General features: G+C 61.3%; 18 protein-coding genes and 8 tRNA genes. 3 read left to right on the forward strand and 23 right to left on the reverse strand.

From position 1 onward, the window contains the following. Positions 1-101: 101 nt before the first annotated feature. Positions 102-1,253 (reverse strand): MFS transporter, encoded by a 1,152-nt coding sequence (locus O0881_RS14170; protein ID WP_289912232.1) that lies wholly within the window; start codon positions 1,251-1,253, stop codon positions 102-104. A gap of 217 nt (positions 1,254-1,470) precedes the next feature. Here O0881_RS14170 and O0881_RS14175 point away from each other — a divergent pair, with 217 nt between their 5' ends. Then, a complete protein-coding gene (locus O0881_RS14175; RefSeq protein ID WP_289911838.1) occupies positions 1,471-2,301 on the forward strand; it encodes a helix-turn-helix transcriptional regulator in 831 nt (276 codons plus the stop codon). Between the two features lie 37 nt (positions 2,302-2,338). On the opposite strand, the gene aqpZ is transcribed toward O0881_RS14175, so the two are convergent. The 18 genes from aqpZ to O0881_RS14265 all read right to left on the reverse strand — a co-directional run bounded on the left by aqpZ (position 2,339) and on the right by O0881_RS14265 (position 13,210). Further along, positions 2,339-3,034, reverse strand: a complete 696-nt coding sequence (gene aqpZ / locus O0881_RS14180) for an aquaporin Z (protein WP_289911840.1) — start codon at positions 3,032-3,034, stop codon at positions 2,339-2,341. Between the two features lie 224 nt (positions 3,035-3,258). Continuing rightward, positions 3,259-3,669: a GNAT family N-acetyltransferase gene (locus O0881_RS14185; protein ID WP_289911842.1), complete on the reverse strand. Its 411-nt coding sequence runs from the start codon at positions 3,667-3,669 to the stop codon at positions 3,259-3,261. After that, positions 3,669-4,127 (reverse strand): Ivy family c-type lysozyme inhibitor, encoded by a 459-nt coding sequence (locus O0881_RS14190; RefSeq protein WP_289906600.1) that lies wholly within the window; start codon positions 4,125-4,127, stop codon positions 3,669-3,671. Before O0881_RS14190 ends, O0881_RS14185 begins: the two co-directional genes overlap by 1 nt. Before the next feature lie 65 nt (positions 4,128-4,192). Next, positions 4,193-4,603, reverse strand: coding sequence for a hypothetical protein (locus tag O0881_RS14195; RefSeq protein WP_251351828.1), 411 nt, complete (start codon positions 4,601-4,603; stop codon positions 4,193-4,195). 29 nt (positions 4,604-4,632) lie between these two features. Next, entirely contained in the window at positions 4,633-5,781 is a 1,149-nt protein-coding gene (locus O0881_RS14200; RefSeq protein WP_289911843.1) for an amidase family protein, read from the reverse strand. 206 nt (positions 5,782-5,987) lie between these two features. Continuing rightward, positions 5,988-6,563 (reverse strand): elongation factor P, encoded by a 576-nt coding sequence (locus O0881_RS14205; protein WP_034758247.1) that lies wholly within the window; start codon positions 6,561-6,563, stop codon positions 5,988-5,990. Between the two features lie 135 nt (positions 6,564-6,698). Then, complete coding sequence (gene earP / locus O0881_RS14210) at positions 6,699-7,868, reverse strand: elongation factor P maturation arginine rhamnosyltransferase EarP (RefSeq protein ID WP_289911846.1); 1,170 nt, start codon at positions 7,866-7,868, stop codon at positions 6,699-6,701. Between the two features lie 95 nt (positions 7,869-7,963). After that, positions 7,964-8,039 (reverse strand) — tRNA-Glu (locus O0881_RS14215). Between the two features lie 57 nt (positions 8,040-8,096). Continuing rightward, positions 8,097-8,172 (reverse strand) — tRNA-Glu (locus O0881_RS14220). Positions 8,173-8,295: 123 nt separating this feature from the next. After that, positions 8,296-8,371 (reverse strand) — tRNA-Glu (locus tag O0881_RS14225). A gap of 241 nt (positions 8,372-8,612) precedes the next feature. Then, the gene (locus O0881_RS14230; protein WP_289911847.1) at positions 8,613-9,689 is read right to left on the reverse strand and encodes a DUF5694 domain-containing protein; all 1,077 of its coding nucleotides are present in this window, start codon (positions 9,687-9,689) and stop codon (positions 8,613-8,615) included. A gap of 339 nt (positions 9,690-10,028) precedes the next feature. Continuing rightward, a tRNA-Ala gene (locus O0881_RS14235) sits at positions 10,029-10,104 on the reverse strand. A 50-nt stretch (positions 10,105-10,154) separates the two neighbouring features. Continuing rightward, positions 10,155-10,230 (reverse strand) — tRNA-Glu (locus O0881_RS14240). Between the two features lie 38 nt (positions 10,231-10,268). After that, positions 10,269-10,344, reverse strand: a tRNA-Ala gene (locus tag O0881_RS14245). A gap of 134 nt (positions 10,345-10,478) precedes the next feature. Further along, a tRNA-Glu gene (locus O0881_RS14250) sits at positions 10,479-10,554 on the reverse strand. Positions 10,555-10,621: 67 nt separating this feature from the next. Continuing rightward, positions 10,622-10,697: transfer RNA gene (locus O0881_RS14255), tRNA-Ala, on the reverse strand. A 124-nt stretch (positions 10,698-10,821) separates the two neighbouring features. After that, positions 10,822-12,228: a glutamate--tRNA ligase gene (gene gltX, locus O0881_RS14260; protein WP_289911849.1), complete on the reverse strand. Its 1,407-nt coding sequence runs from the start codon at positions 12,226-12,228 to the stop codon at positions 10,822-10,824. A gap of 70 nt (positions 12,229-12,298) precedes the next feature. Continuing rightward, positions 12,299-13,210 carry a LysR family transcriptional regulator gene (locus tag O0881_RS14265; protein ID WP_099668160.1) on the reverse strand — a complete coding sequence of 304 codons (912 nt, stop codon included), beginning with the start codon at positions 13,208-13,210 and terminating at the stop codon, positions 12,299-12,301. Positions 13,211-13,311: 101 nt separating this feature from the next. Here O0881_RS14265 and lysA point away from each other — a divergent pair, with 101 nt between their 5' ends. Both lysA and O0881_RS14275 read left to right on the forward strand, forming a co-directional pair. Beyond that, complete coding sequence (lysA, locus tag O0881_RS14270; RefSeq protein WP_289911850.1) at positions 13,312-14,550, forward strand: diaminopimelate decarboxylase; 1,239 nt, start codon at positions 13,312-13,314, stop codon at positions 14,548-14,550. Positions 14,551-14,612: 62 nt separating this feature from the next. Continuing rightward, on the forward strand, positions 14,613-16,178 hold the full coding sequence (locus O0881_RS14275) for a phospholipase D family protein (RefSeq protein ID WP_289911852.1): 1,566 nt from the start codon (positions 14,613-14,615) through the stop codon (positions 16,176-16,178). A gap of 15 nt (positions 16,179-16,193) precedes the next feature. Here the strand turns inward: O0881_RS14275 and O0881_RS14280 are convergent, their stop codons facing one another. The 4 genes from O0881_RS14280 to apbC all read right to left on the reverse strand — a co-directional run bounded on the left by O0881_RS14280 (position 16,194) and on the right by apbC (position 20,871). Then, positions 16,194-17,126 carry a hypothetical protein gene (locus O0881_RS14280; RefSeq protein ID WP_289911853.1) on the reverse strand — a complete coding sequence of 311 codons (933 nt, stop codon included), beginning with the start codon at positions 17,124-17,126 and terminating at the stop codon, positions 16,194-16,196. Between the two features lie 191 nt (positions 17,127-17,317). Beyond that, a complete protein-coding gene (locus O0881_RS14285; protein ID WP_289911854.1) occupies positions 17,318-19,003 on the reverse strand; it encodes an alkaline phosphatase family protein in 1,686 nt (561 codons plus the stop codon). A gap of 152 nt (positions 19,004-19,155) precedes the next feature. Next, positions 19,156-19,563 (reverse strand): DUF4399 domain-containing protein, encoded by a 408-nt coding sequence (locus O0881_RS14290; protein WP_152257152.1) that lies wholly within the window; start codon positions 19,561-19,563, stop codon positions 19,156-19,158. 219 nt (positions 19,564-19,782) lie between these two features. Beyond that, a complete protein-coding gene (gene apbC / locus O0881_RS14295; RefSeq protein WP_034758315.1) occupies positions 19,783-20,871 on the reverse strand; it encodes an iron-sulfur cluster carrier protein ApbC in 1,089 nt (362 codons plus the stop codon). Between the last annotated feature and the right edge of the window lie 23 nt (positions 20,872-20,894).

Consider the following 20,894-nt stretch of genomic DNA (forward strand, 5'->3'; position numbering starts at 1 on the left):
CGGCGCGGCGGTATGCAAGGACTGGATGGAAGATGGAAGAAATCATGAAGAGAATATCGCATGCGGGCCGGCTGGCCGTCAAGCCCGCCGGCGCCACTGTCTTATTTTTTCGCCTGCTCGATATGCGGCAGCAGCACCGTCAGGATGCCAAGCAGCGGCAGGTAGGAGCAGATTTTATACACATAGGCGATGCCCGATACGTCGGCCAGGTGGCCCATGGCGGCCGCTGCGATGCCGGAGACGCCGAACATCAGGCCAAAGAAGATCCCCGCGATCATGCCCACCTTGCCCGGCACCAGTTCTTGCGCAAACACAACGATGGCGGAAAACGCGGAAGAAATGACGAAACCGATGATCACCGTCAATACAGCCGTCCAGAACAGGTCGACATACGGCAGCAGCAGGGTAAATGGCGCGGCGCCCAGGATGGAAATCCAGATCACGCGCTTGCGGCCGATGCGGTCGCCGATGGGACCGCCCATGAAGGTGCCGGCCGCCACAGCGGCGAGGAAGAGGAACAGGTACAGTTGCGCCGCGCCGATCGACAGGTGGAACTTGTCGATCAAATAAAACGTGTAATAGCTCGACAGGCTGGCCATGTAGATGTATTTCGAGAACACCAGCAAGGCCAGCACGCCCAAGGCACCCATCACCTTGTTGCGCGACAAGTTCGGTCCATGGCCGCCCGCCTTTGGCTTGAAGCTGGCCAGGTGGCCGCTATACCAGTGGCTGACCTTGTACAGCACGCCGATGGCCAGCACGGCCAGCAAGCTGAACCAGGCGATATTGCCCTGCCCGCGATTCACGATGACGGCGGCCGCCAGCAGCGGCCCCAGCGCGGAACCGACGTTGCCGCCCACCTGGAACAGCGACTGGGCAAAGCCGTAGCGTCCGCCCGACGCCATGCGGGCCACGCGCGAGGCTTCCGGGTGGAAAGTCGACGAGCCGACGCCGATCATGCCCGATGCGATCAGCAGGGTCGGGAAGGTCGAGACGATGGACAGCATCAGCACGCCGGCCAGGGTAAAGCACATGCCGACAGGCAACAGGAACGGCAGCGGACGGCGGTCCGTGTACAAGCCGATCCAGGGCTGCAGCAACGATGCCGTGCACTGGAACGTCAGGGTTATAAGGCCGACCTGGGTAAAGCTGAGTGAAAACTCGGCTTTCAGCATCGGATAAATCGACGGCAGTAATGCCTGGATCAAGTCATTGAGCAAATGCACGAAGGCAACGGCGCCCAGGATGTGCATGGCCAGACCGGATTGTTGTTGGGAACTATGAAGCGAGGGCGCCGCCGGCACGGGCGTGGCCAATGCTGGGGCTGGTGTGGTTGTGTGCATGTGTCATCCGCAATAATCGGGCACGGCGGGCGGCCCGGCAAAGAAGCCAGTATAGTATGGTCACTGAACTGATAACTTCCAATAATCGTCGCCCAAGTGACAACCAAGAGACAAGCCCGCGCCCCACATGTACACCCAGCAACCCGCCCAGACCCATCCCGATGGCGTGCCGTTCAGCCGCAGCACCAGCTCGCACGACTACCAGCACGTGCCGCGCCCCGTGACGGCCATGTCCAAACAATATGCGGCGGGCGACTATACGGCGCCGCACAGCCACGTGCGGGCGCAGCTGCTGTATGCGACGGAAGGCGTGATGCGCGTCTCCACCGAGCACGGCGTGTGGATATTGCCGCCGCGGCGCGCCTTGCTGATCCCCGTGGGCGTGGTGCATGAAGTCCACATCTTGAGCGAACTGAGCATGCGCACCGTGTACATCGATGCGCAGGTGGCGGCCCAATATGGCGCCGATTGCAAGGTGCTGGAAGTGAGCCGGCTGTTGCGCGAGCTGATCCTGGCCTTGCTGGCCGAACCGATCGAATATGCGCTGGCGGGCCGCGGCGACTGGCTGGCGCATTTGATCCTGTCGGAGCTGACGGCGGCCGATACCGTGCCCATCGCCATCCCCTGGCCGCGCGACCGCCGCCTGGTGGCCGTCTGCTCGGCCATCATGAGCGCGCCCGGCAGCCGGCGCAGCATCGAGGACTGGGCGCAGGATGCGGGCGCCAGCGCGCGCACCCTGATCCGCTTATTCCCCAAGGAAACGGGCTTGCACTACCGCCAATGGCTGCAGCAAGTCCACCTGGCCGAGGCCTTCTGCCGCCTGGACCGGGGCGAAGGCGTGGCGGCCATCGCCTATGCGCTGGGCTACGCCAGCCCCAGCGCCTTCAGCGCCATGTTCCGCCGCATCCTGGGCCGTACGCCGCAGCATTACCTGAGCGAGTGGCGCGCCGCCGACTAAATGAAAAAGCAGCCCGCGGGCTGCTTTTTTTTCATGTTCAAGCTGATTCTTTTTCGCCAGCAATCAAGCGGTAGGCCAGCGCGCCCAGCAAGGCGCCGATGATGGGTGCCAGCCAGAACAGCCACAGCTGGCCGGTGGCCCAGTCGCCCACGTACAGGGCCACGCCCGTGCTGCGGGCCGGGTTGACGGAGGTATTCGTGACGGGAATGCTGATCAGGTGGATCAGGGTCAGCGCCAGGCCGATCGGCAGCGGGGCGAAGCCGGCCGGTGCGCGCTTGTCGGTGGCGCCCAGGATCACGATCAGGAAGAACATCGTCAGCACGATTTCAATGACCAGCGCCGACAGCATCGAATAGCCGCCCGGCGAATGGGCGCCGAAGCCGTTCGAGGCAAAGCCCTTGCTGACATCGAAACCGGCCTGGCCGCTGGCGATCACGTACAGCACGCCGCCGGCCACGATGGCACCCAGCACTTGCGCAATGATGTATGGCAACAGTTGATTGGCTGGGAAGCGGCCGCCGGCCCACAGGCCGATCGAGACGGCAGGATTCAGGTGGCAGCCCGAGATGTGACCGATGGCGTAAGCCATGGTCAGCACCGTCAGGCCAAAGGCCAGCGCTACGCCGGCAAAGCCGATGCCAAGGCCGGGAAAGGCGGCGGCCAGCACAGCGCTGCCGCAACCGCCGAAGACCAGCCAGAACGTGCCGAGAAATTCGGCGCCATATTGTTTCATGATGTATTCCTTTAAAGTGACGAGAAAACGTGCCAGGGACGACCAATCGGACCGCTCACCACCTTTGCCCCGCCAGGTAGCGACGGCAAAGCACAGCACCAGCAACGCACCGCTGCGTAAGCTGCAGAGCGCGCATAATGACATAATGTCATTATCAATGCAACATTATTGCGTACAATAATGTTAATAGTTCTCTTGACACCTAAAGGTTGTTTTGATAATTCTCACGCCGCAGGACGGCGCATGTACTTGCGTGGCGCCTCCAGTGGCGCAAAACCAAAGCTTGCATACAGGCCATGCGCGTCATCGGTGCCCAGCATCCAGACGACATCGCGCACACGCGCATCGTCGAGCGCGGCGGCCACGATCTGCTTGCCATAGCCGCGCCGCTGGTATTGCGGCAGCACAAACACGTCGCGCAGGTAGGCAAAATCCGTGTAATCGGTGATGACCCGGGCGAACGCCACTTGCTGGCCATCCACATAACCGCCGAAACACAGCGCGTTGGCGATGCCCTTGCGCACCGTTTCCAGCGCCACGCCGCGCTTCCAGTACGACTGCTCGCTCCGGTAGCGGTGGATCATGGCCACGTCCAGCTCGCCGCGTTCGCTGGAAATGCGCAGTGGCGCGTGCATCAGTTCTTGAACAACAGGTCGGCTTCGGCGATGCTGGGTTCGCCGAAGTAGACGGTGCGCGAGCCGCCCTTGCCATCGCTGCCGATATACACGCCCGTCATGCTGCGCTCGGCCGGGTCGTACAGGATGGAGTAGCGGTGGCCGCAATTGTGCGGCTCGCAGACACTGCTCAGCAGACGCGCCTTGCCGTCGATCTCGACGGGCTTGAGCGGGCTCGCCACACCATTCGGCACCCAGCGCTGCCGCTTCAGGCCAGCCTTCTTCAGGCCGATATTGAAGGCCTTGCGAAAGGCATAGTCCGCCTTGTAGACGTCGGGGAAGTACGGGCAGGTGTGGCCGCCGTCGCAGCTTTGCGCCTGCTCGATCAGCGACAGTTGCGGCGTACGCGCGTGCGCCGGCAGGGTGGCCAGCGCCACGGCGGCGCCCAGGAACAGGGGCAGGAACAAACGTGCGGACATGCAATCTCCTAAAAGCATACAGTAATGCGGGCAGCATAGCAGAATGGCATGCTTGTGCGCCCGTCTCAGGGAGAACAGCGGATACCGACGACCCCGTTGACCTTGCCTTCCGCCCATCCCGTCTCGCGCCAGCGGTACACGCCGGGCGCGACGATGATCAACTGCCACTCCACCAGCTTGCCAGCGGCATTGAGGCGGGTTTCATTGTCATAGCGCAAAGTCAGGCTGCGCTCCGTTTCCGCCACCACCGTCGCGGCAAAGCGGTTGGTTTCACCCAGCTTGCTTTTCCACGTCCGGTCGCTGAAGATCGCCAGCCGCTGATGATCGTCAGACAGCTGCATGCGCGTAAAGTGCCGCGCTTCTTCACAAACGCTATTCGTATTGACGCTGTCGGACCAGCTGCCAGACAATTGCGCGGCATCAAAAGGAGTCGGGATGGCCGTCACGGCCGCAGTCAGCAGCAAGGTTGCAAGCATAGTTTATCGAAAGAAAACGAAAAAAATCATCATGGCAGGCGCAACGCCAGGGTAATGCTCGACGGCAACGCTGGCGTGCGCCGGTGCAAAGTCGCCTGCTCATAGGCATACGCCATCGCGATGAGTTGCATGTCGCCGTGCGCAGGGCCGATGAAGGACAAGCCGACCGGCAAGCCCCCGGCCACGCCGGCCGGCACCGTGATGTGCGGCAAGGCCGATGGCGCCTGCGCCACACCATGGCAGGTGGGCCCCACCAGCGCATCGAGGCTATGCGAGTCCAGCAGCGCTTCGATGCCGCCGGGTTCGGGCGCGGGCGGCATCTCGATCAATTCCGCCCCTTGTTCGCACAACGCCAGCAGCGCCTGCCCGATCACGGCATCGGTCCCGGCGCACAGGCCGAACAGGCTGCGCGCCACGCCGATGCGGCGCCCATGCAAGCCGGCGGCATCCAACACCACGCCATCGGCCAGGCGTTCGCCGCTCAGGGCCGCGAGCAGCCAGGCCGCCTCGCGCACGCTGGGCGCCATCGGTCCGGCCGTGGCTGGCTCGCCGCCCTGCCCCGCGGCAGTCCTGCCCGTGGGTTTGATGGCGACCAGGCCGCAGTTTGAAGCCGGCGCGACGATGGAACCGTCCGCCGCGCTGTCGACGGCGAGGATGGTCAGCCCGGCCCAGCTGGCACTCGCATGCGGCACGCTGACGGCGGCCCATTGGCGCAAATTGCTTTTGCCGATAATGACGGCGCCGGCCGCGCGCAAGCGCGCCGCCACAAAGGAATCGCAGCTGGCATGCGTGGCCAGGGGCGCCTGCGTGCGCGTCTTCATGCGGTCGCCCGTGGCGATATTGTCGCGCAAGACGACGGGAATGCCGTGCAAGGGGCCGCGCACCTTGTGCACCTGCCGTTCGCGGTCCATTTCCAGGGCGATTTTCAGCGCATCGGGGTTGATTTCAATGCCGGGATAGGCGCGCGCGCCGATGCTGCACAGGGAACGGATGCGCCCCAGGTACTGCGACGTCAGCGCATGGGAACTGAGTTTGCCCGCCTGCATCATCTGCTGTTGCGGCAACACGCCCGCATCGAGCAGGTGGGCCATGGGGCTGGCGGGCGCCGTGGCACGGGCCAATACGGGACGCGCCACGCCCCGGGACGCGCCACTGCGTAACATCTGACTGCGCTGCATGCTATCTCCAGGAAACTTCAATGTTTCTACCGCAATAATGTTGTAGCCATAGCATAGCAGTCCTTGCAACACAATTGTTGTTGAAGGGAATTATTTTTTAAGCAAAAAAAACGCCGCCCGAAGGCAGCGTTTCTTGGTGATCCAGCACTGAGGCAAACCAGACCGGCATCTGCCGGGCCATGCGCGCAGCGCAGTGCAAGAATCTATCAGTTGCGTACGACACGCTTGTATTCGTTGGTACGGGTGTCGATTTCGATGACGTCGTCCTGTGCCACGAACAGCGGCACTTGCACGGTGTGGCGGTGTGCGTCGATGGCGTTTTCGATCTTGGCTTCTTTCAGGACGTTGCCCGAAGTATTGCCCTTGACCGCTGGCTCCGAGTACACCACTTGACGGGCGATGGTCGTAGGCAGTTCAACGGAGATTGCTTTGCCGTCGTAGAAAATGGCTTCGCATTCCATGCCATCTTTCAGGTAGTTCAGCGCTTCGCCCAGGTTTTCTTCTTCGATTTCGTACTGGTTGTACTCGGTGTCCATGAACACGAACAGCGGGTCGGCGAAGTACGAATACGTCACTGGCTTTTTATCCAGAACAACAACGTCAAACTTGTCGTCGCCGCGGAACACGTTTTCCATCGGGGTGTTCGTCAGAAGATTTTTCATCTTCCATTTGTAGGTGAAGCCCGTGCGGCTCGAACCGTTGACATCAGAACGCAACACGATCATTGGCTTGCTGTCGACCATGATGATATTGCCAACACGAATTTCTTTTGCGGGTTTCATAGGAATGTACGTAAAAAGTGGGTTGCATGAAGACCATCTGCCGCCTGTGCGCCATCGGCGCCGCAAGCTTGCGTTTGATCGGTTAAAAATACGTTAGAAATAACCGGGCATTTTACCTTAATTTTTGGCAAGCGCCTATCTCGTCGCGCCAGCGAACGCCAGCAGGTTACTTGCCAGATCGCCATTGGCCTGCATCTGCCGCTGCCAGGCCTGCGCGCGCGCCCGGATGCGCGGCAGGTCGGCCTGCAAAGCGGGCCACAACTGCGCCCACGGCAAGGCATCCGCGCTGGCGCCATTCCAGGCCAGCGCCGCCTGCACCAGGCTGTCGATGGCGCCGTCCGCATCGGCCGCATAGCGCTGCAGGAAGGCGCGCAATTTCACGTGATGCAAATTTTCATCCTGCAGATAGATATGCCAGAGAAACGGCAGGCCAGCCCATTGCGCGCGCACGAAGGAATCCTCGCCGCGCACGAGATTGACGTCGCAAGCCCACAGCAGGCGGTCGTAATCGTCTTGCGGCACGAACGGCAACACCCGTACGGTGAGCGCGCCGCGCGTGCGCGCCGCACCGGCCAGCGCCGCATCGTCGCCGATAAACGCCTGAACGGCATCGAACGCGACGCCTTCCGGCACCAGACACGTCACGGGCTCGCCGCCCGCCTGCCAGGCCGCAAACAGCTCGGCGACCGGGGCGGACGGGTAGCAGAACAGCGATATTTTCAAGGCGGACATTTCCGCCGCCGTCACGCCGAATTGCCCGAGGAATGCCGCCATGGCGCCCGCATCGGCCTGGAACGCCAGCCTTTTCTCGTCCAGCGCCGCTTCGCGCAGCAAGCCGCCCGTCTTGTTCGTGAAGCCGGGAAAGAAGAAATGCTTGATCATGCCGTGGCGCGGCGACGTCAGCGCGTGGCAACCCTCTACCCACTCTTCCGCCGTCAAGCCTTCCAGGTTCAGCCACACGGGATGCGGCGCGCATTGCGCCATGGCGGCGATATAGCCGGGAGGAATGTCGCAGGCAAAGAATTCGATGACGATGTCGGCGACGTCGGCCGGCGCGAATGCGCCCTCCTGGTCGCGCCAGTGGCACACCGTGACGCCGCCGGTCTGCTGCACTGACGCCGTCACGTCGATTTCCGGGCAGATGCGCCGGAAACTCGGCAAATCATCGACCCACAGGGTGACGGCCACGCCATGCTCGCCGCTCAACTGCCGCGCCAGGCGCCAGCAAATGCCGATATCGCCGTAGTTGTCGACGACTTTGCAGAAGATGGCCAAGGTTGGCGCGCGATCGGTAGCTAATGGCATATTCAAAGGGGAAGAGAAAAATGTGGCATGGCAGCCCATAACAAAAAAGCCGCACTGTTACCAGGCGGCTTTTTTGTTGGCTGATTCAGCCGGTCTGGCGTCCCCAAGGGGATTCGAACCCCTGTACTCACCGTGAAAGGGTGATGTCCTAGGCCTCTAGACGATGGGGACAGAAAATCTGTCCTGAATGCACTATTCCGCATCCCGACCTGTTACTGCTTGCGAATCTGGCGTCCCCAAGGGGATTCGAACCCCTGTACTCACCGTGAAAGGGTGATGTCCTAGGCCTCTAGACGATGGGGACAGAAATCTGTCCTGAATGCACTATTTGCATCCTGACCCGGTACTGCAGCAATATTGCAGAAACAAAAAAAGCCTGACTTGTCAGGCCCATTCAGCACTGCACTCTTACTTTACAACTAAATCCTGGCGTCCCCAAGGGGATTCGAACCCCTGTACTCACCGTGAAAGGGTGATGTCCTAGGCCTCTAGACGATGGGGACCTGTGCTGGCTTTACTCTCAGCGGACTCTTCGTTGAAGGCTTTGCTTAGCCCCTCAAAAAAGCGTGCGCGAAGTTTAACACGAAGCGATTCACGAAATCAACTGCTGGCCTTCTTTTTTCCACCTTATTTGTATCATCGCCCCCTATGGAGACAGGATGATGGCAGGAAGATATGGCAGCGGCGGTACGCCAGACACGCGGGGGAAACCGCGCCAACCGTCTGGCGCGGCAAAAGCATTCCTTAGCGCAAGATATCGTCCGCATTGGCGATGCGCACGTCATGCATCTGATTCAGATACGCCTCCAGGTAGCCCTTGTGGGATGCGCCGACGATGACCAGCACGCGCATGCCCGGGCGCGCCGCCATGATTTCGCGGATATTCGACGCCATGCGCAAGTTGCGCACCTCCCAGGATGCCACGTAGTTGCGGCCATAACGCTGCGGCGACGGCTCTTCCAGCGCCGCGCCAAAGTCGCCGCGGAAGGCCAGGTCCGCCTCTGCGCGTCCGTTATACGCGCGGTAGATCGCCAGCACACCGGCGGGCGTATTCCATTGCTCCTCAAACCCGGCATGGATGCGCTTGCGCTCGGCCGAAGAGGAATTATTCCAGGCCGCCCTGATCGCCTTGGCATACGCCTTTTCATCGTCGACAGGCATATCGGACGTATGGTCATCCATGCCATGCACCCGCTCGTGCCCACCCTTCGCCGCCAGCACGGCAGCGATCTGATAACTCTCGTTGCGCTGCCCCAGCAGGGAATTGAGGTTCGCGGCCAGGGACTCGCTCACGCCGTCACCGGCGCGCCGCTCATCCGCGGGCAGACGCAGCCATTGCACCAGCGCCGATGCACGCTCGCCACCGGCCAGGAACAGGGAAGCCAATGTGCGCCGCTGGGCGGCGGACGGCGCCGCCGGCCAGGCGGCCAGCAAACGCTCCGCCTGCGCCGTGGCCGCTACCACATCGAGCCCCGTGGCGGCCCGCGCGGCGGAAGTATCATAGCAATACGCTTTCACCGTATCGTCATAGCGCTGCGGATAGGCGCGCAGGTAAGCGCATTGCAAGCCGGAAAGCGCCTCGATCGCGATCGCATCCGGCCGCCAGCCCGCCAGGCGCTCGTTGAGCAAGCTCAATTGAGACGGATCAATCGATGTTGGCAATTGCGCCAAATGGGGCGAACCGAGCACCAGCACGTCATTGAACGGCCCCTTTTGCAACTTCAGAGCACCGGGATCGAATTTCGCCGCAGGCGACGCCTCCGCGTGCACGGGAACGTGAATAACAGCGGCAAGAAAAAAACTGGCAAATACGCGGTGCATCCTGTCTCCTCAGTGTAATGGTCCATTTTTTATCCGCGGGCATGATGAAATCAAGCCGCCTGCCAAATGTAACCACTCCGCAAATCACTGTCAGTTATACCCATGCAACCAATAGGTACAAAAAAAGCCGCCCGAGGCGACTTTGATGTATTTCCATTTCCACCCCATTGGCAAACGCAAGTGGGATCAAACACTCGCCTCTTGCCTGCCATACAAACACCCCAACAGTTAAACCATACTTCCCTGAAAGGCATAACAACAAATGCTTCGGAAATAAAAAAAGCCGCTCAAGGCGACTTTGATTTATTCATTTCCATTTACCACCTGTTTCTGCGCTGTTGGTGGAGGTAAGCGGGATCGAACCGCTGACCTCTTGCATGCCATGCAAGCGCTCTCCCAGCTGAGCTATACCCCCCGGGCGCAGAAACACTGCTACTTCTTTACAACTACAACACCAGACTGAACTGGCGTCCCCAAGGGGATTCGAACCCCTGTACTCACCGTGAAAGGGTGATGTCCTAGGCCTCTAGACGATGGGGACCTCGGTACTACAGTTTTACCACCTTACTTCTGCGCTGTTGGTGGAGGTAAGCGGGATCGAACCGCTGACCTCTTGCATGCCATGCAAGCGCTCTCCCAGCTGAGCTATACCCCCCGGGCGCAGAAATAATAAAAGCCGCACTTGGCGACTTTGTTCCACTACTTGCTTTCCATCCAGATTCCGCTTTTTACGGGCCTGAACTTACAACAATCAGTACAAACAACTGCCACTACTATACCACAACTACCTGGCGTCCCCAAGGGGATTCGAACCCCTGTACTCACCGTGAAAGGGTGATGTCCTAGGCCTCTAGACGATGGGGACCGCGGAACTTCCAAACAATATCTGCACCACTTCAACGACTAACAAAACCTGACTGCGGTTTTGCTGCTGGTGGAGGTAAGCGGGATCGAACCGCTGACCTCTTGCATGCCATGCAAGCGCTCTCCCAGCTGAGCTATACCCCCGTTGGTGCAGAAACAAGAGTATAGCAAAGAAGTTTCACTCTGCAAATACCCTTTTTCGTCTATGAGCAACTTTTCATAGGGGAGGTTTCCGCACCGTATTTACACGCTCAATTCGGCGCGGCGATTACAGCCACTTTGCCAGGCGCGCCAGCACGGTCTCGCGGCCGAACATCACCACCACCTGGTCGATGGCAGGCGTCTGCAGCTGGCCCGTCAAGATCAAACGCAAGGGCATGGCCAGCAGCGGCATCTTGATGGTGTTCGCAGCCAGCACTTCCTTGATCATGGCGGCGACGGCTTCCTTGCTCCACTCCACCGTGGCGATACGCTCGGCAAACTGCGCCAGCACGGGCTTGATGGCATCCGTGATGTGCTGCGTAACCAGTTCCGCTTCCGGCTGCGGTTCGCGAAAGAACAGCATCGAGGCGGCAGCCAGCTCATTGACGGTGTTGGCGCGCTCTTTCATCATGCCCAGCACTTGCGCCAGGTCCGGCGCGCCTTCGAAGACGGCGCCGGCGGCGACCATTTGCGGACGCGCCAGGTCGGCCAGGCGGGTATTGTCGGCCTGCTTGATATAGTGGTTGTTCAGCCAGGCCAGTTTTTCATTATTGAACTGGGCCGCCGATTTCGACAGGTGGTTCAGGTTGAACCACTCGCAGAACTGCTCGGTCGAGAACACTTCATCGTCGCCATGGCTCCAGCCCAGGCGCGCCAGGTAGTTCAGCATCGCTTCCGGCAGGAAGCCCTGCGCCGGGTAATCCATCACGCTGACGGCGCCATGGCGCTTCGACAGCTTTTCACCGTCCGCGCCCAGGATCATCGGCAGGTGGCCATACAGCGGCAGCGGTGCGCCGATGGCGCGCAGGATGTTGATCTGGCGCGGGGTGTTGTTGACATGGTCGTCGCCGCGGATCACGTGCGTGATCTGCATGTCCCAGTCATCGACGGCCACGCAGAAGTTGTATGTCGGCGTGCCGTCAGGGCGGGCGATCACCAGGTCGTCCAGCTCGCGGTTGGAAATCGTGATCGTGCCCTTGACCACGTCGTCCCACGTCACGTCGCCGTCGAGCGGGTTCTTGAAACGCACGACGGGCTTGCGGTCGGCCGGTACGGCCGGCAGGGTCTTGCCCGGCTCCGGGCGCCAGGTGCCGTCGTAGCGCGGCTTTTCACCGGCGGCGCGCATGCGCTCGCGCATCGCTTCGACTTCTTCCGGCGACGAGTAGCAGTGATATGCAGTGCCTTCGGCCAGCATCTGCGCCACCACTTCGCGGTAGCGGTCCATGCGCTGCATCTGGTAGAACGGGCCTTCGTCGTGGTCCAGGCCCAGCCACTTCATGCCTTCGATGATGGCTTGCACGGCTTCCGGCGTGGAACGCTCCACGTCCGTGTCTTCGATGCGCAGCACGAAGGTGCCGCCGAAGTGGCGGGCATACGCCCAGCTGTACAAAGCGGTGCGGGCGCCGCCCAGGTGCAGATAGCCAGTCGGGCTGGGAGCGAAACGGGTACGGACAGGAGTAGCGGTTGTGGTCATCGAAGTAATCAGGCTTGAATAAGTAAAACGCCATTTTACTCTGTTGACCGCCGCCGCTCCACAAGCACCGTCACAGCTGCAGCAAGCGCCTTTTCACCTCCGCCGCCTGCGCATGCAACGCCTGCTCGAACAGGGCGACGAGTTGCGACAGGGGCCGGTGCAAAGGTTTCACGAGATTCACCGTGAACGGCAAGGAAACGCCGAAGCGGCGGATCTGCAAGCCCTGCCCCGCATAATCGAGGGCCGTGAGCGGATTGACGATGGCCAGCCCCACGCCTTCGCGCACCATCGCGCACACGGAGGCGGCGCTGTGCGTGTCGAGCGCCATGCGCCGCTCCACGCCCGCCTGCGCAAAGATGGCATCGATCTGCTGACGGTAGGGGTCGACGGCGGCCAGGCTGATGAAAGGCTGGCCCGCGAAGTCCGCCGGCTGCAGCACGGCCTTGCCGGCGAGCGCATGGCCGTCGGGCAGCACGCACACTTCGTCGACGGACATCAAGGTATCGAGCGCCGTGCCCGGCGGCGCATTGCCCACTTCCGTCAGGCCGATATCGTGGCGCTGCGCCGACAGCCACTCTTCCAGCAGCGGCGACTCCTGCGGCGTGATGCTGATGCTCACCTTGGGAAAATCGGCGACGAAACGCTTGCACGCCTGCGGCAGCAGCGACTGGGAAAACACGGGCAGACAGGCGATCGACAGCTGCCCCTGGTCGAACTGGCGCAAGGCCGCCGCCGTGCTGACGATGCGCTCCAGGCCGAAATACGCGCGCTGCACTTCCTCGAACAGCTGCAGCGCCTGGGCCGTGGGGCGCAGCCGCCCCCGCTCGCGCTCGAACAGGGTCAGGCCTGTCAAGTGTTCCAGGCGCGCCAGCTCGCGGCTGACGGTGGGCTGCGACGTATGCAGCATGGCGGCGGCGGCCGTCACGCTGCCCGTCGTCATGATGGCGCGAAAGACCTCGATATGGCGCAGGGAGATAGTCATGGTCATATCATAAATGAATAAGGTAGGCCCAAATAGATATTTTATAGTCGAAGTACAATCAGCCATCATGCGCTATCTCCTCATTCCACCGAAAGCACACGATGAAGCCCGTCACCGACCAGACCCTCGCCCAACTCGCCCAGGAACACGGCACGCCCCTGTGGGTGTATGACGCGGCCACCATCCGCGCGCGCATCGCGCAGCTGGCGCAGTTCGACACGGTGCGCTTCGCACAAAAAGCCAATTCGAACATCCACCTGCTGACCCTGATGCGCGAAGCGGGCGTGCACGTGGACGCCGTTTCGCTGGGCGAGATCGAGCGCGCGCTGCAGGCAGGCTTTGCGCCGGCGCAAACGAATGGCGCCGCCGGCGTGGTCTTCACCTGCGACCTGTTCGACCGCGCCACCCTGGCGCGCGTGGCGGCGGCAAAGATCGAAGTCAATTGCGGCTCCGTCGACATGCTGCGCCAGCTGGGCCCAGTGTCGCCCGGCCACCGCGTCTGGCTGCGCATCAATCCCGGCTATGGCCATGGCCACAGCAACAAGACCAATACGGGCGGCGAAAACAGCAAGCATGGCATCTGGCACGACGAGCTGCCGGAGGCGCTGGCCGTCATCCGCGCGCATGGCCTGCACCTGGTGGGCCTGCACATGCACATCGGCTCCGGCGTCGACTACAGCCACCTGGAAACCGTCTGCGGCACCATGGTCGACCTGGTGAAAAACATGGGCCACGACATCGAAGCCATTTCCACGGGCGGCGGCCTGTCCGTGCCCTACCGCGAAGGCGAGCAACCCGTCGACACGGACCACTACTTCCAGCTGTGGAATGCGGCGCGCAAGCAGATCGAGGCGCACCTGGGCCATCCCGTGCACCTGGAAATCGAACCGGGCCGCTTCCTCGTGGCCGACGCGGGCTTGCTGGTGGCCGAAGTGCGCGCCACCAAGCAAATGGGCGGCAACCACTTCACCTTGCTCGATACGGGTTTCAATGAACTGATGCGCCCTGCCATGTACGGCAGCTACCATGAAATGTCGGTCATCGCGCATGACGGCCGCGCACTGGACACACAGCGCGCCACCGTGGTCGGCGGCCCCCTGTGCGAATCGGGCGACGTCTTCACCCAGCGCGACGGCGGCGTGGTGGAAACCCGGCTGCTACCGGCAGCGCAGGTGGGCGACTACGTCGTCTTCGAAGGCGCCGGTGCGTATGGCGCGTCGATGTCGTCGAACTACAACAGCCGCCCCCATGCGGCCGAATACCTGGTCGACGGAGAACAATCCCGCCTGATCCGCCGCCGCCAGACGGTGGCCGAGCTGATCGCGCTGGAACAGTTGTAACACCTTGCCCCGTGCGGGCATGCGCATCTGCTAACATCGGGGCAACCCGATGAAAGCCCGCCATGCCCGCCCAAGCACTTCCCTTCCACAGCGCCACCCGGCTGCTGCTGCCACTGCTGCTGTCCGCCGTCCTCGCCGGCTGCGCCTCGCTGCCTTCGCTGGAAGGCCGCGTGGCATCCAGCGTCATCGCCGACACAAAGCACACCCAGCTGGCCACGGCCATTGCGCCCATGGTGGCGCAGCATCCCGGCGTGTCCGGCATTTACCCGCTTGCCGATGGACGCGACGCCTTTGCCGCGCGCGCCCTGCTGGCCGCCGCCGCCCAGCGCAGCCTGGACGTGCAGTACTACATCTGGCACAAGGACATCACGGGCACCCTGCTGTTCGACGCCCTGCGCCAGGCGGCCGAGCGTGGCGTGCGCGTGCGCCTGCTGCTCGACGATAACAACACGGCGGGCCTGGACCAGACCCTGGCGATGCTGGGCAAACAGCACAACCTGGAAATCCGCCTGTTCAACCCCTTTATGCCCCGCGCGCCGCGCGCACTGGCCTTTGCCACCGATTTTTCCCGCCTCAACCGGCGCATGCACAACAAATCGTTCACGGCCGATAACCAGGCCACCATCGTCGGCGGGCGCAATGTGGGCGACGAATATTTTGGCGCGGCCGGCGACGTGCTGTTCGCCGACCTTGACGTGCTGGCCGTCGGCCCCGTCGTCGACGACGTTTCGCGCGATTTCGACCGCTACTGGAACAGCGCCTCGGCCTACCCCGCCAGCCTGCTGCTGACCAGCCCTGTCGAGGGCGACGCGGCCACCATCGCCGCCGAGGCGGACCGCATCGACGATACCAAGGCAGCCGAGGAATACGTGCAGGCGCTGCGCACCTCGCCCTTCGTCCGGCAGATGATGGAGCGCACCCTGCCCTTCGAATGGGCCAGGACGCGCATGGTCAGCGACGACCCGGCCAAGGTGCTGGACAAGGCCCGGCCAGGCACGGGCGTGGCGGACAACCTGAAAAACCTGCTGGGCGTGCCGGAAAAGGAAGTGGACCTGGTGTCGCCGTATTTCGTGCCCGGCAAAGCCGGCACCCAGGCCTTTGCCGACCTGGCAAGAAAAGGCGTGGGCGTGCGCATCCTGACGAATGCGCTGGAAGCGACCGACGTGGCGGCCGTGCATGCGGGCTATGCGAAGTGGAGAAAACCGCTGCTGGAAGCGGGTGTGCTGCTGTACGAGTCGCGCCGCTCGTGGGAAGCCGGCGATGCGCGCGAACAGCCGGGCCGCTTCGGCAGCTCCGCATCGAGCCTGCATGCGAAGACCTTTGCCGTCGACGACCGGCGCATCTTTGTCGGCTCGTTCAACTTCGACCCGCGCTCGATCGAGTTGAACACGGAAATGGGCCTCGTCATCGACAGCCCCGCGCTGGCCAGCCAGCTGGGGCAAGCCATGCGCACCACCATCCCGCGGCGCGCCTACCAGGTACTGCTGGGCGACGACGGCGCGCTGTACTGGATCGCCCGCGACGCCAGCGGCGCCAGCACGCGCTACGACACGGAGCCGGGCGCCAGCGTGTGGAAGCGCCTGGGGGTGGCGATACTGTCGGTGCTGCCGATTGATTGGCTACTGTAAAGCACGCAGCCTATGTCATTTCCCGCGAAATGGCCGACAATATTTAAGGTCGGGGTATGGTTTCTCACCATCAAAAAATATCATTCTCAAACCAATAACCGTATCTGAGTAGTGACAATAAAAATTGGGATAATCCGGTACTGGCAACAGAGGTGGCGCCGGTGTGGTCTCAAGCCGGAACATCGTGCTCTGTAATCGGACGACCTCGGACAAGCGCACGGTCTTGCGCGTACTTTCATTCGGGAGATCAGCATCCCGTAAAACCGTGCGCGGTTGACCAAAATCTGACTGACCTACCACGCTGGAGCTGAGGTAAAACAGTTTCATCGGTTTACGCAAAATAGCATTAAACTGATCGCTGTCCTCAAAGTTCAATATATCAAGCGGGGCGAAATCGGCCTGCAGATCCTTTCGGCAGTCTGATTCATACTCCGCAAATACCCATATATTATCGGCATCAAAGACAATAAGGCGTGGTACAGGCTCATCCGTGCTACATAATGCGTTTGGCCGCAAATCGATTGCAACAACACCAGCGTCGTTTCCTTCCAGTGATCGGCGCTCGTCACCGCCAAACCCAGGCCGAAGCAAATATATTTTGCGTGATTCTTCTTTAACAAGACTAACTGCACGATACGTCGTGTTGGCATAGGCCGAAAGCATTGGTTGAAACTGCAACTTGCCGGGATGCCACACGCTCACTCTGTAGCGACCTATCTCATGCCAATCCGGCTTCTGCGGTCGCTCCATCACCCAAAAACCCGGCGGGTCACATTTTGGCGGCACTTCACTATGTTCACATTTGTTATAGGCATGCAGATCAAGCCCGTTGCTCAGACTTAGCCACGGCTTGTCGGCCTTCAAGGGAACGGCATAATAATAGTCATATGAGGCATGATCGAAGTGTGGCACGACGCACCCCGGCAGCAAAATCCACATCAATGCCATACAACAACATTTGAATAGTGAACTGTTCATTGACGTCCTCATCGTGAAATAAAGAAATTTCACTATCCGTCAAGAACTTTGCGTGCCTATTGATATTTGTCGACTTACAACTCTTAAATCAATAAAAAAAACAGGCTTCCGTGAAAACGCAAGCCTGGCCTTTACATCAACGATACACCTCTATGCCTGAACTACCGCACCACCTCCATCAACACCCGCCCTTCCGACGCCGACGGCTGGCGTATGCGCAGCAGGTGCGCCAGGGTCGGCGCGATATCGACCACTTCCGCATACTGGCCATAGGCGCCCGGCTTGATCCAGCGGGGGCCGAACACCATCAGCGGCACGTTGGTGTCATAGGTGTACGGCGTGCCGTGCGAAGTGCCGCCCGCGCCCTTGCCGAAGTACCAGGCCGGCTTTGTCACGACCATCAGGTCGCCCGACAGCTGGCGGTTCCAGGCGCGGCGCATCAGGGTGTCCATGCGCGTGGCAACGGCGCCCGTTTCCATCTGCGTGCGCGTGTAGACTTGCGCCAGGCCGTCCTGCTGCAGCAGGAAGCGGGCCGCCGCGTCTTCCAGGGCGGCGCGATTGACGCCGCCCTTCTCCGCCAGCGCGTAATCGAGGTAGATATTCGGCAGCGACGACGTCGTCACCAGTTTATCGATACCCAGGTTAGTCGCCAGGTGCTGGTTCAAGGCATCGACCAGTTTGGCGCCGTCGATGCGTTTGGCCGAGAAGCCCCGCGTTTCGGCAAATTCCGGCACGTTGGCAAAACCATGGTCAGCCGTCAGCACCACCAGCACGTTGTCCATGCCGACTTTTTTATCGAGGTCGGCAAAGAAGCCGGCCAGCATGCGGTCCAGGCGCTGCAGGTGGTCGTGCGACATCTTGCTTTCCGGGCCGTAGGCGTGATTCACGTAATCGTGCGCGGACAGGCTCACGCCCAGGATATCGGGCACGCCGGCCGGGTTGTGGCCCAGGTTTTCGCCATCGATGGCGGCGCGGGCGAATTCCAGGGTCAGTTCATCGAGGAAGGGACCGGCCTTCAGGCGGCTGTAGTACTCGCCATCGAGCTTGCCGCTGTCGCTGTAATAGGCAAACGGGAAGGTGTTGCGCGTGCCCGGCTTGGCCGGCACCAGATCATCGCGGGCATCGCGCGCATAGGCAGAATCGGCCAGCAGCGGCGTCCAGCTCTTGCCATAATAACGGTCCTGCGGTTTGGCGGCCTGGTAGCGCTGCACCCATTGCGGGTGCTGCTGCATATAGTAGGTGCTGCTGGCAAAATTGCCCGTCTTTTCCATGTACATATACGCCGTACCCGTTTTCCCGGCCAGCAGGATGGCGCCCCGGTCCTTGCCCGACACCGTGACGACCTTCGCCTTGTCGCCCGTGGAATAGCGCAACTCGTCGCCCAGGGTGCTCACGCGCAGCTTGGTCGGCGCCGTGCCGTCGTCGGGCTGCGTGTCTTCGCCGATGTAATGGAAATTGCCGTCTTCGGTGCAGTACACGGATTTTTTCGTGACGGGATCGATCCAGTTATTGCCGATCACGCCATGCTGGTAAGGGTAAGCGCCCGACAGCACGGCCGAGTGGCCGATGGCCGTGACCGTGATGCCATGCGCCTGGTGCGCATCGCTGAACCAGGCGCCCTGCTCCAGCAGGCGGCGGAAACCGCCCTGGCCGAACTGGTCGCGGTAGCGCGTCACCTGCTCTTGCGGCAAGCCGTCCACTACCAGCACCACCACCAGCTTCGGCTGCGCCGCACCGGCAGAAACAGCAGGAACGGCCTTGGCCGCATGCACCTGGCTCGCCGCCACGCCAGCCACCAACAGCAGCGCCTGCGCCAGTTGCCGGGAAAGGGAGAATTGTTTCGTCATATCCGCTCATCAAAAGTTAGGCCACCGGCCAGCATACGCCGACTATATGACACAATAATGACAAGAGGCAACAATATGAAAAAGGCCAGGCCCCATCGCTGGAACCTGGCCTTTACTGAAACAGATGAATTTGCCTGGCTTATTTGCCTGGCTTACTTGACCGTCACCTTGATGCTTTTACTCAACTCCGGCCCATACGACTGGTGCGCGCCGTTGGCGAACTGCATCGTCAGGGTGTACTGGCCCGGCGGCAAGGTGACGTCCGTTTCCGTCTGTCCTTTGCCGAAGTGCAAATGTTTATCGTCCATGGGTATCATCTCGCCCGCCTTCATCGGCCCCATATTGATGAGCAAATGATGGTGGCCCGTCTTGGCCGTCATGTCGCCGGCCGGCTTGACGTCCATGCCGCTGACGGCAAATTTCACTTTGAACGGGCTGCTCACTGTCGCGCCATCGACGGGCTCGACGAACGAGACGGATTGCGCAAACGCGCTGGCGGCCAGCAGGCTGCCCGCGATCACGGCTGCGGCTTGGCGCAGGAATACGGTGGTCAATTGCATGATGTCTCCTCTTGTTTAATAACAACACGGACTGCATGAAACCATATTCCTGGCGGTCGTGGCGCCGGGGAAGAGTTAAGCCAATAGTGCCACGGGGGCCTTGAAAACCGTAGCGAGCAAGCTCAATGTCGGGTTGAGTAACGCAACCGTACTTTAGTACGGTGAGTAACGCCGACCCGAAAGTGAGCTGCGCAGTAGGTTTGCAAGGCCACCCAGCCACTAGTCGTTTTTGATGACGATCGACGGGAACTTGCTCGTCATATCCTTCGCCTTTTCCGCCACCTTGATCGCGATGGTGCGGGCGATCTGCTTGTAGATCACGGCGACGGGGCCTTCCGGCTCGGCCACGACGGTCGGCGTGCCGGAATCCGTCTGCTGGCGGATCGCCATGGTCAGCGGCAAGGCGCCGAGGAATTCCACTCCGAAGTCCGCGCACATCTTCGCGCCGCCGCCGGCGCCGAAGATTTCTTCCGCATGGCCGCAGTTCGAGCAAATGTGCGTGCTCATGTTTTCCACCACGCCGAGGATCGGGATGCCGACTTTCTCGAACATTTTCAAGCCCTTGCGCGCGTCCAGCAGCGCGATGTCCTGCGGCGTCGTGACGATCACGGCGCCCGTGACGGGCACTTTTTGCGACAGTGTCAATTGAATGTCGCCCGTGCCAGGCGGCATGTCGACGATCAGGTAATCGAGGTCGCGCCAGTTGGTCTGGTCCAGCAATTGCTGCAAGGCTTGCGTGACCATCGGGCCGCGCCACACCATCGGTTCGTCCGGATCGATCATGAAGCCGATCGACGACACTTGCAGGCCGTGGTTTTCCATCGGTTCCATGCTCTTGCCATCGAGGGTCTTCGGCTGGCCGCTGATGCCCAGCATCATCGGCTGCGACGGGCCATAGATATCGGCGTCCAGCATGCCGACGGTGGCGCCTTCGGCCGCCAGGGCCAGGGCCAGGTTGACGGCCGTGGTCGATTTGCCAACGCCGCCCTTACCGGAAGCGACGGCGATGATGTTTTTCACGTTGCTCATCGGCTTCAAGCCGCGCTGCACCGTGTGCGAAATGATTTTCGACGACACGCCCACGCTGACGTTGCCCACGCCCGGCAGCACGCGCAGGGCGGCCAACACGGATTTGCGGATCAGGTCGATCTGGCTTTTGGCGGGGTAGCCCAGTTCGATGTCGAGCGAAATATCATCGCCATCGACCTTCAGATTCTTGACGGTTTTGCTGGAAACGAAATCTTTATGTGTATTTGGATCAATAACCTGGGCCAGCGCGGCCTTGACGTCTTCTACTGTGATGCTCATGTAAATCTCCGTGTGTACTACAT

Origin of the sequence: Janthinobacterium sp. SUN100 (assembly GCF_030397705.1) — a bacterium.
Taxonomy (GTDB): Bacteria; Pseudomonadota; Gammaproteobacteria; order Burkholderiales; family Burkholderiaceae_D; genus Janthinobacterium; species Janthinobacterium kumbetense.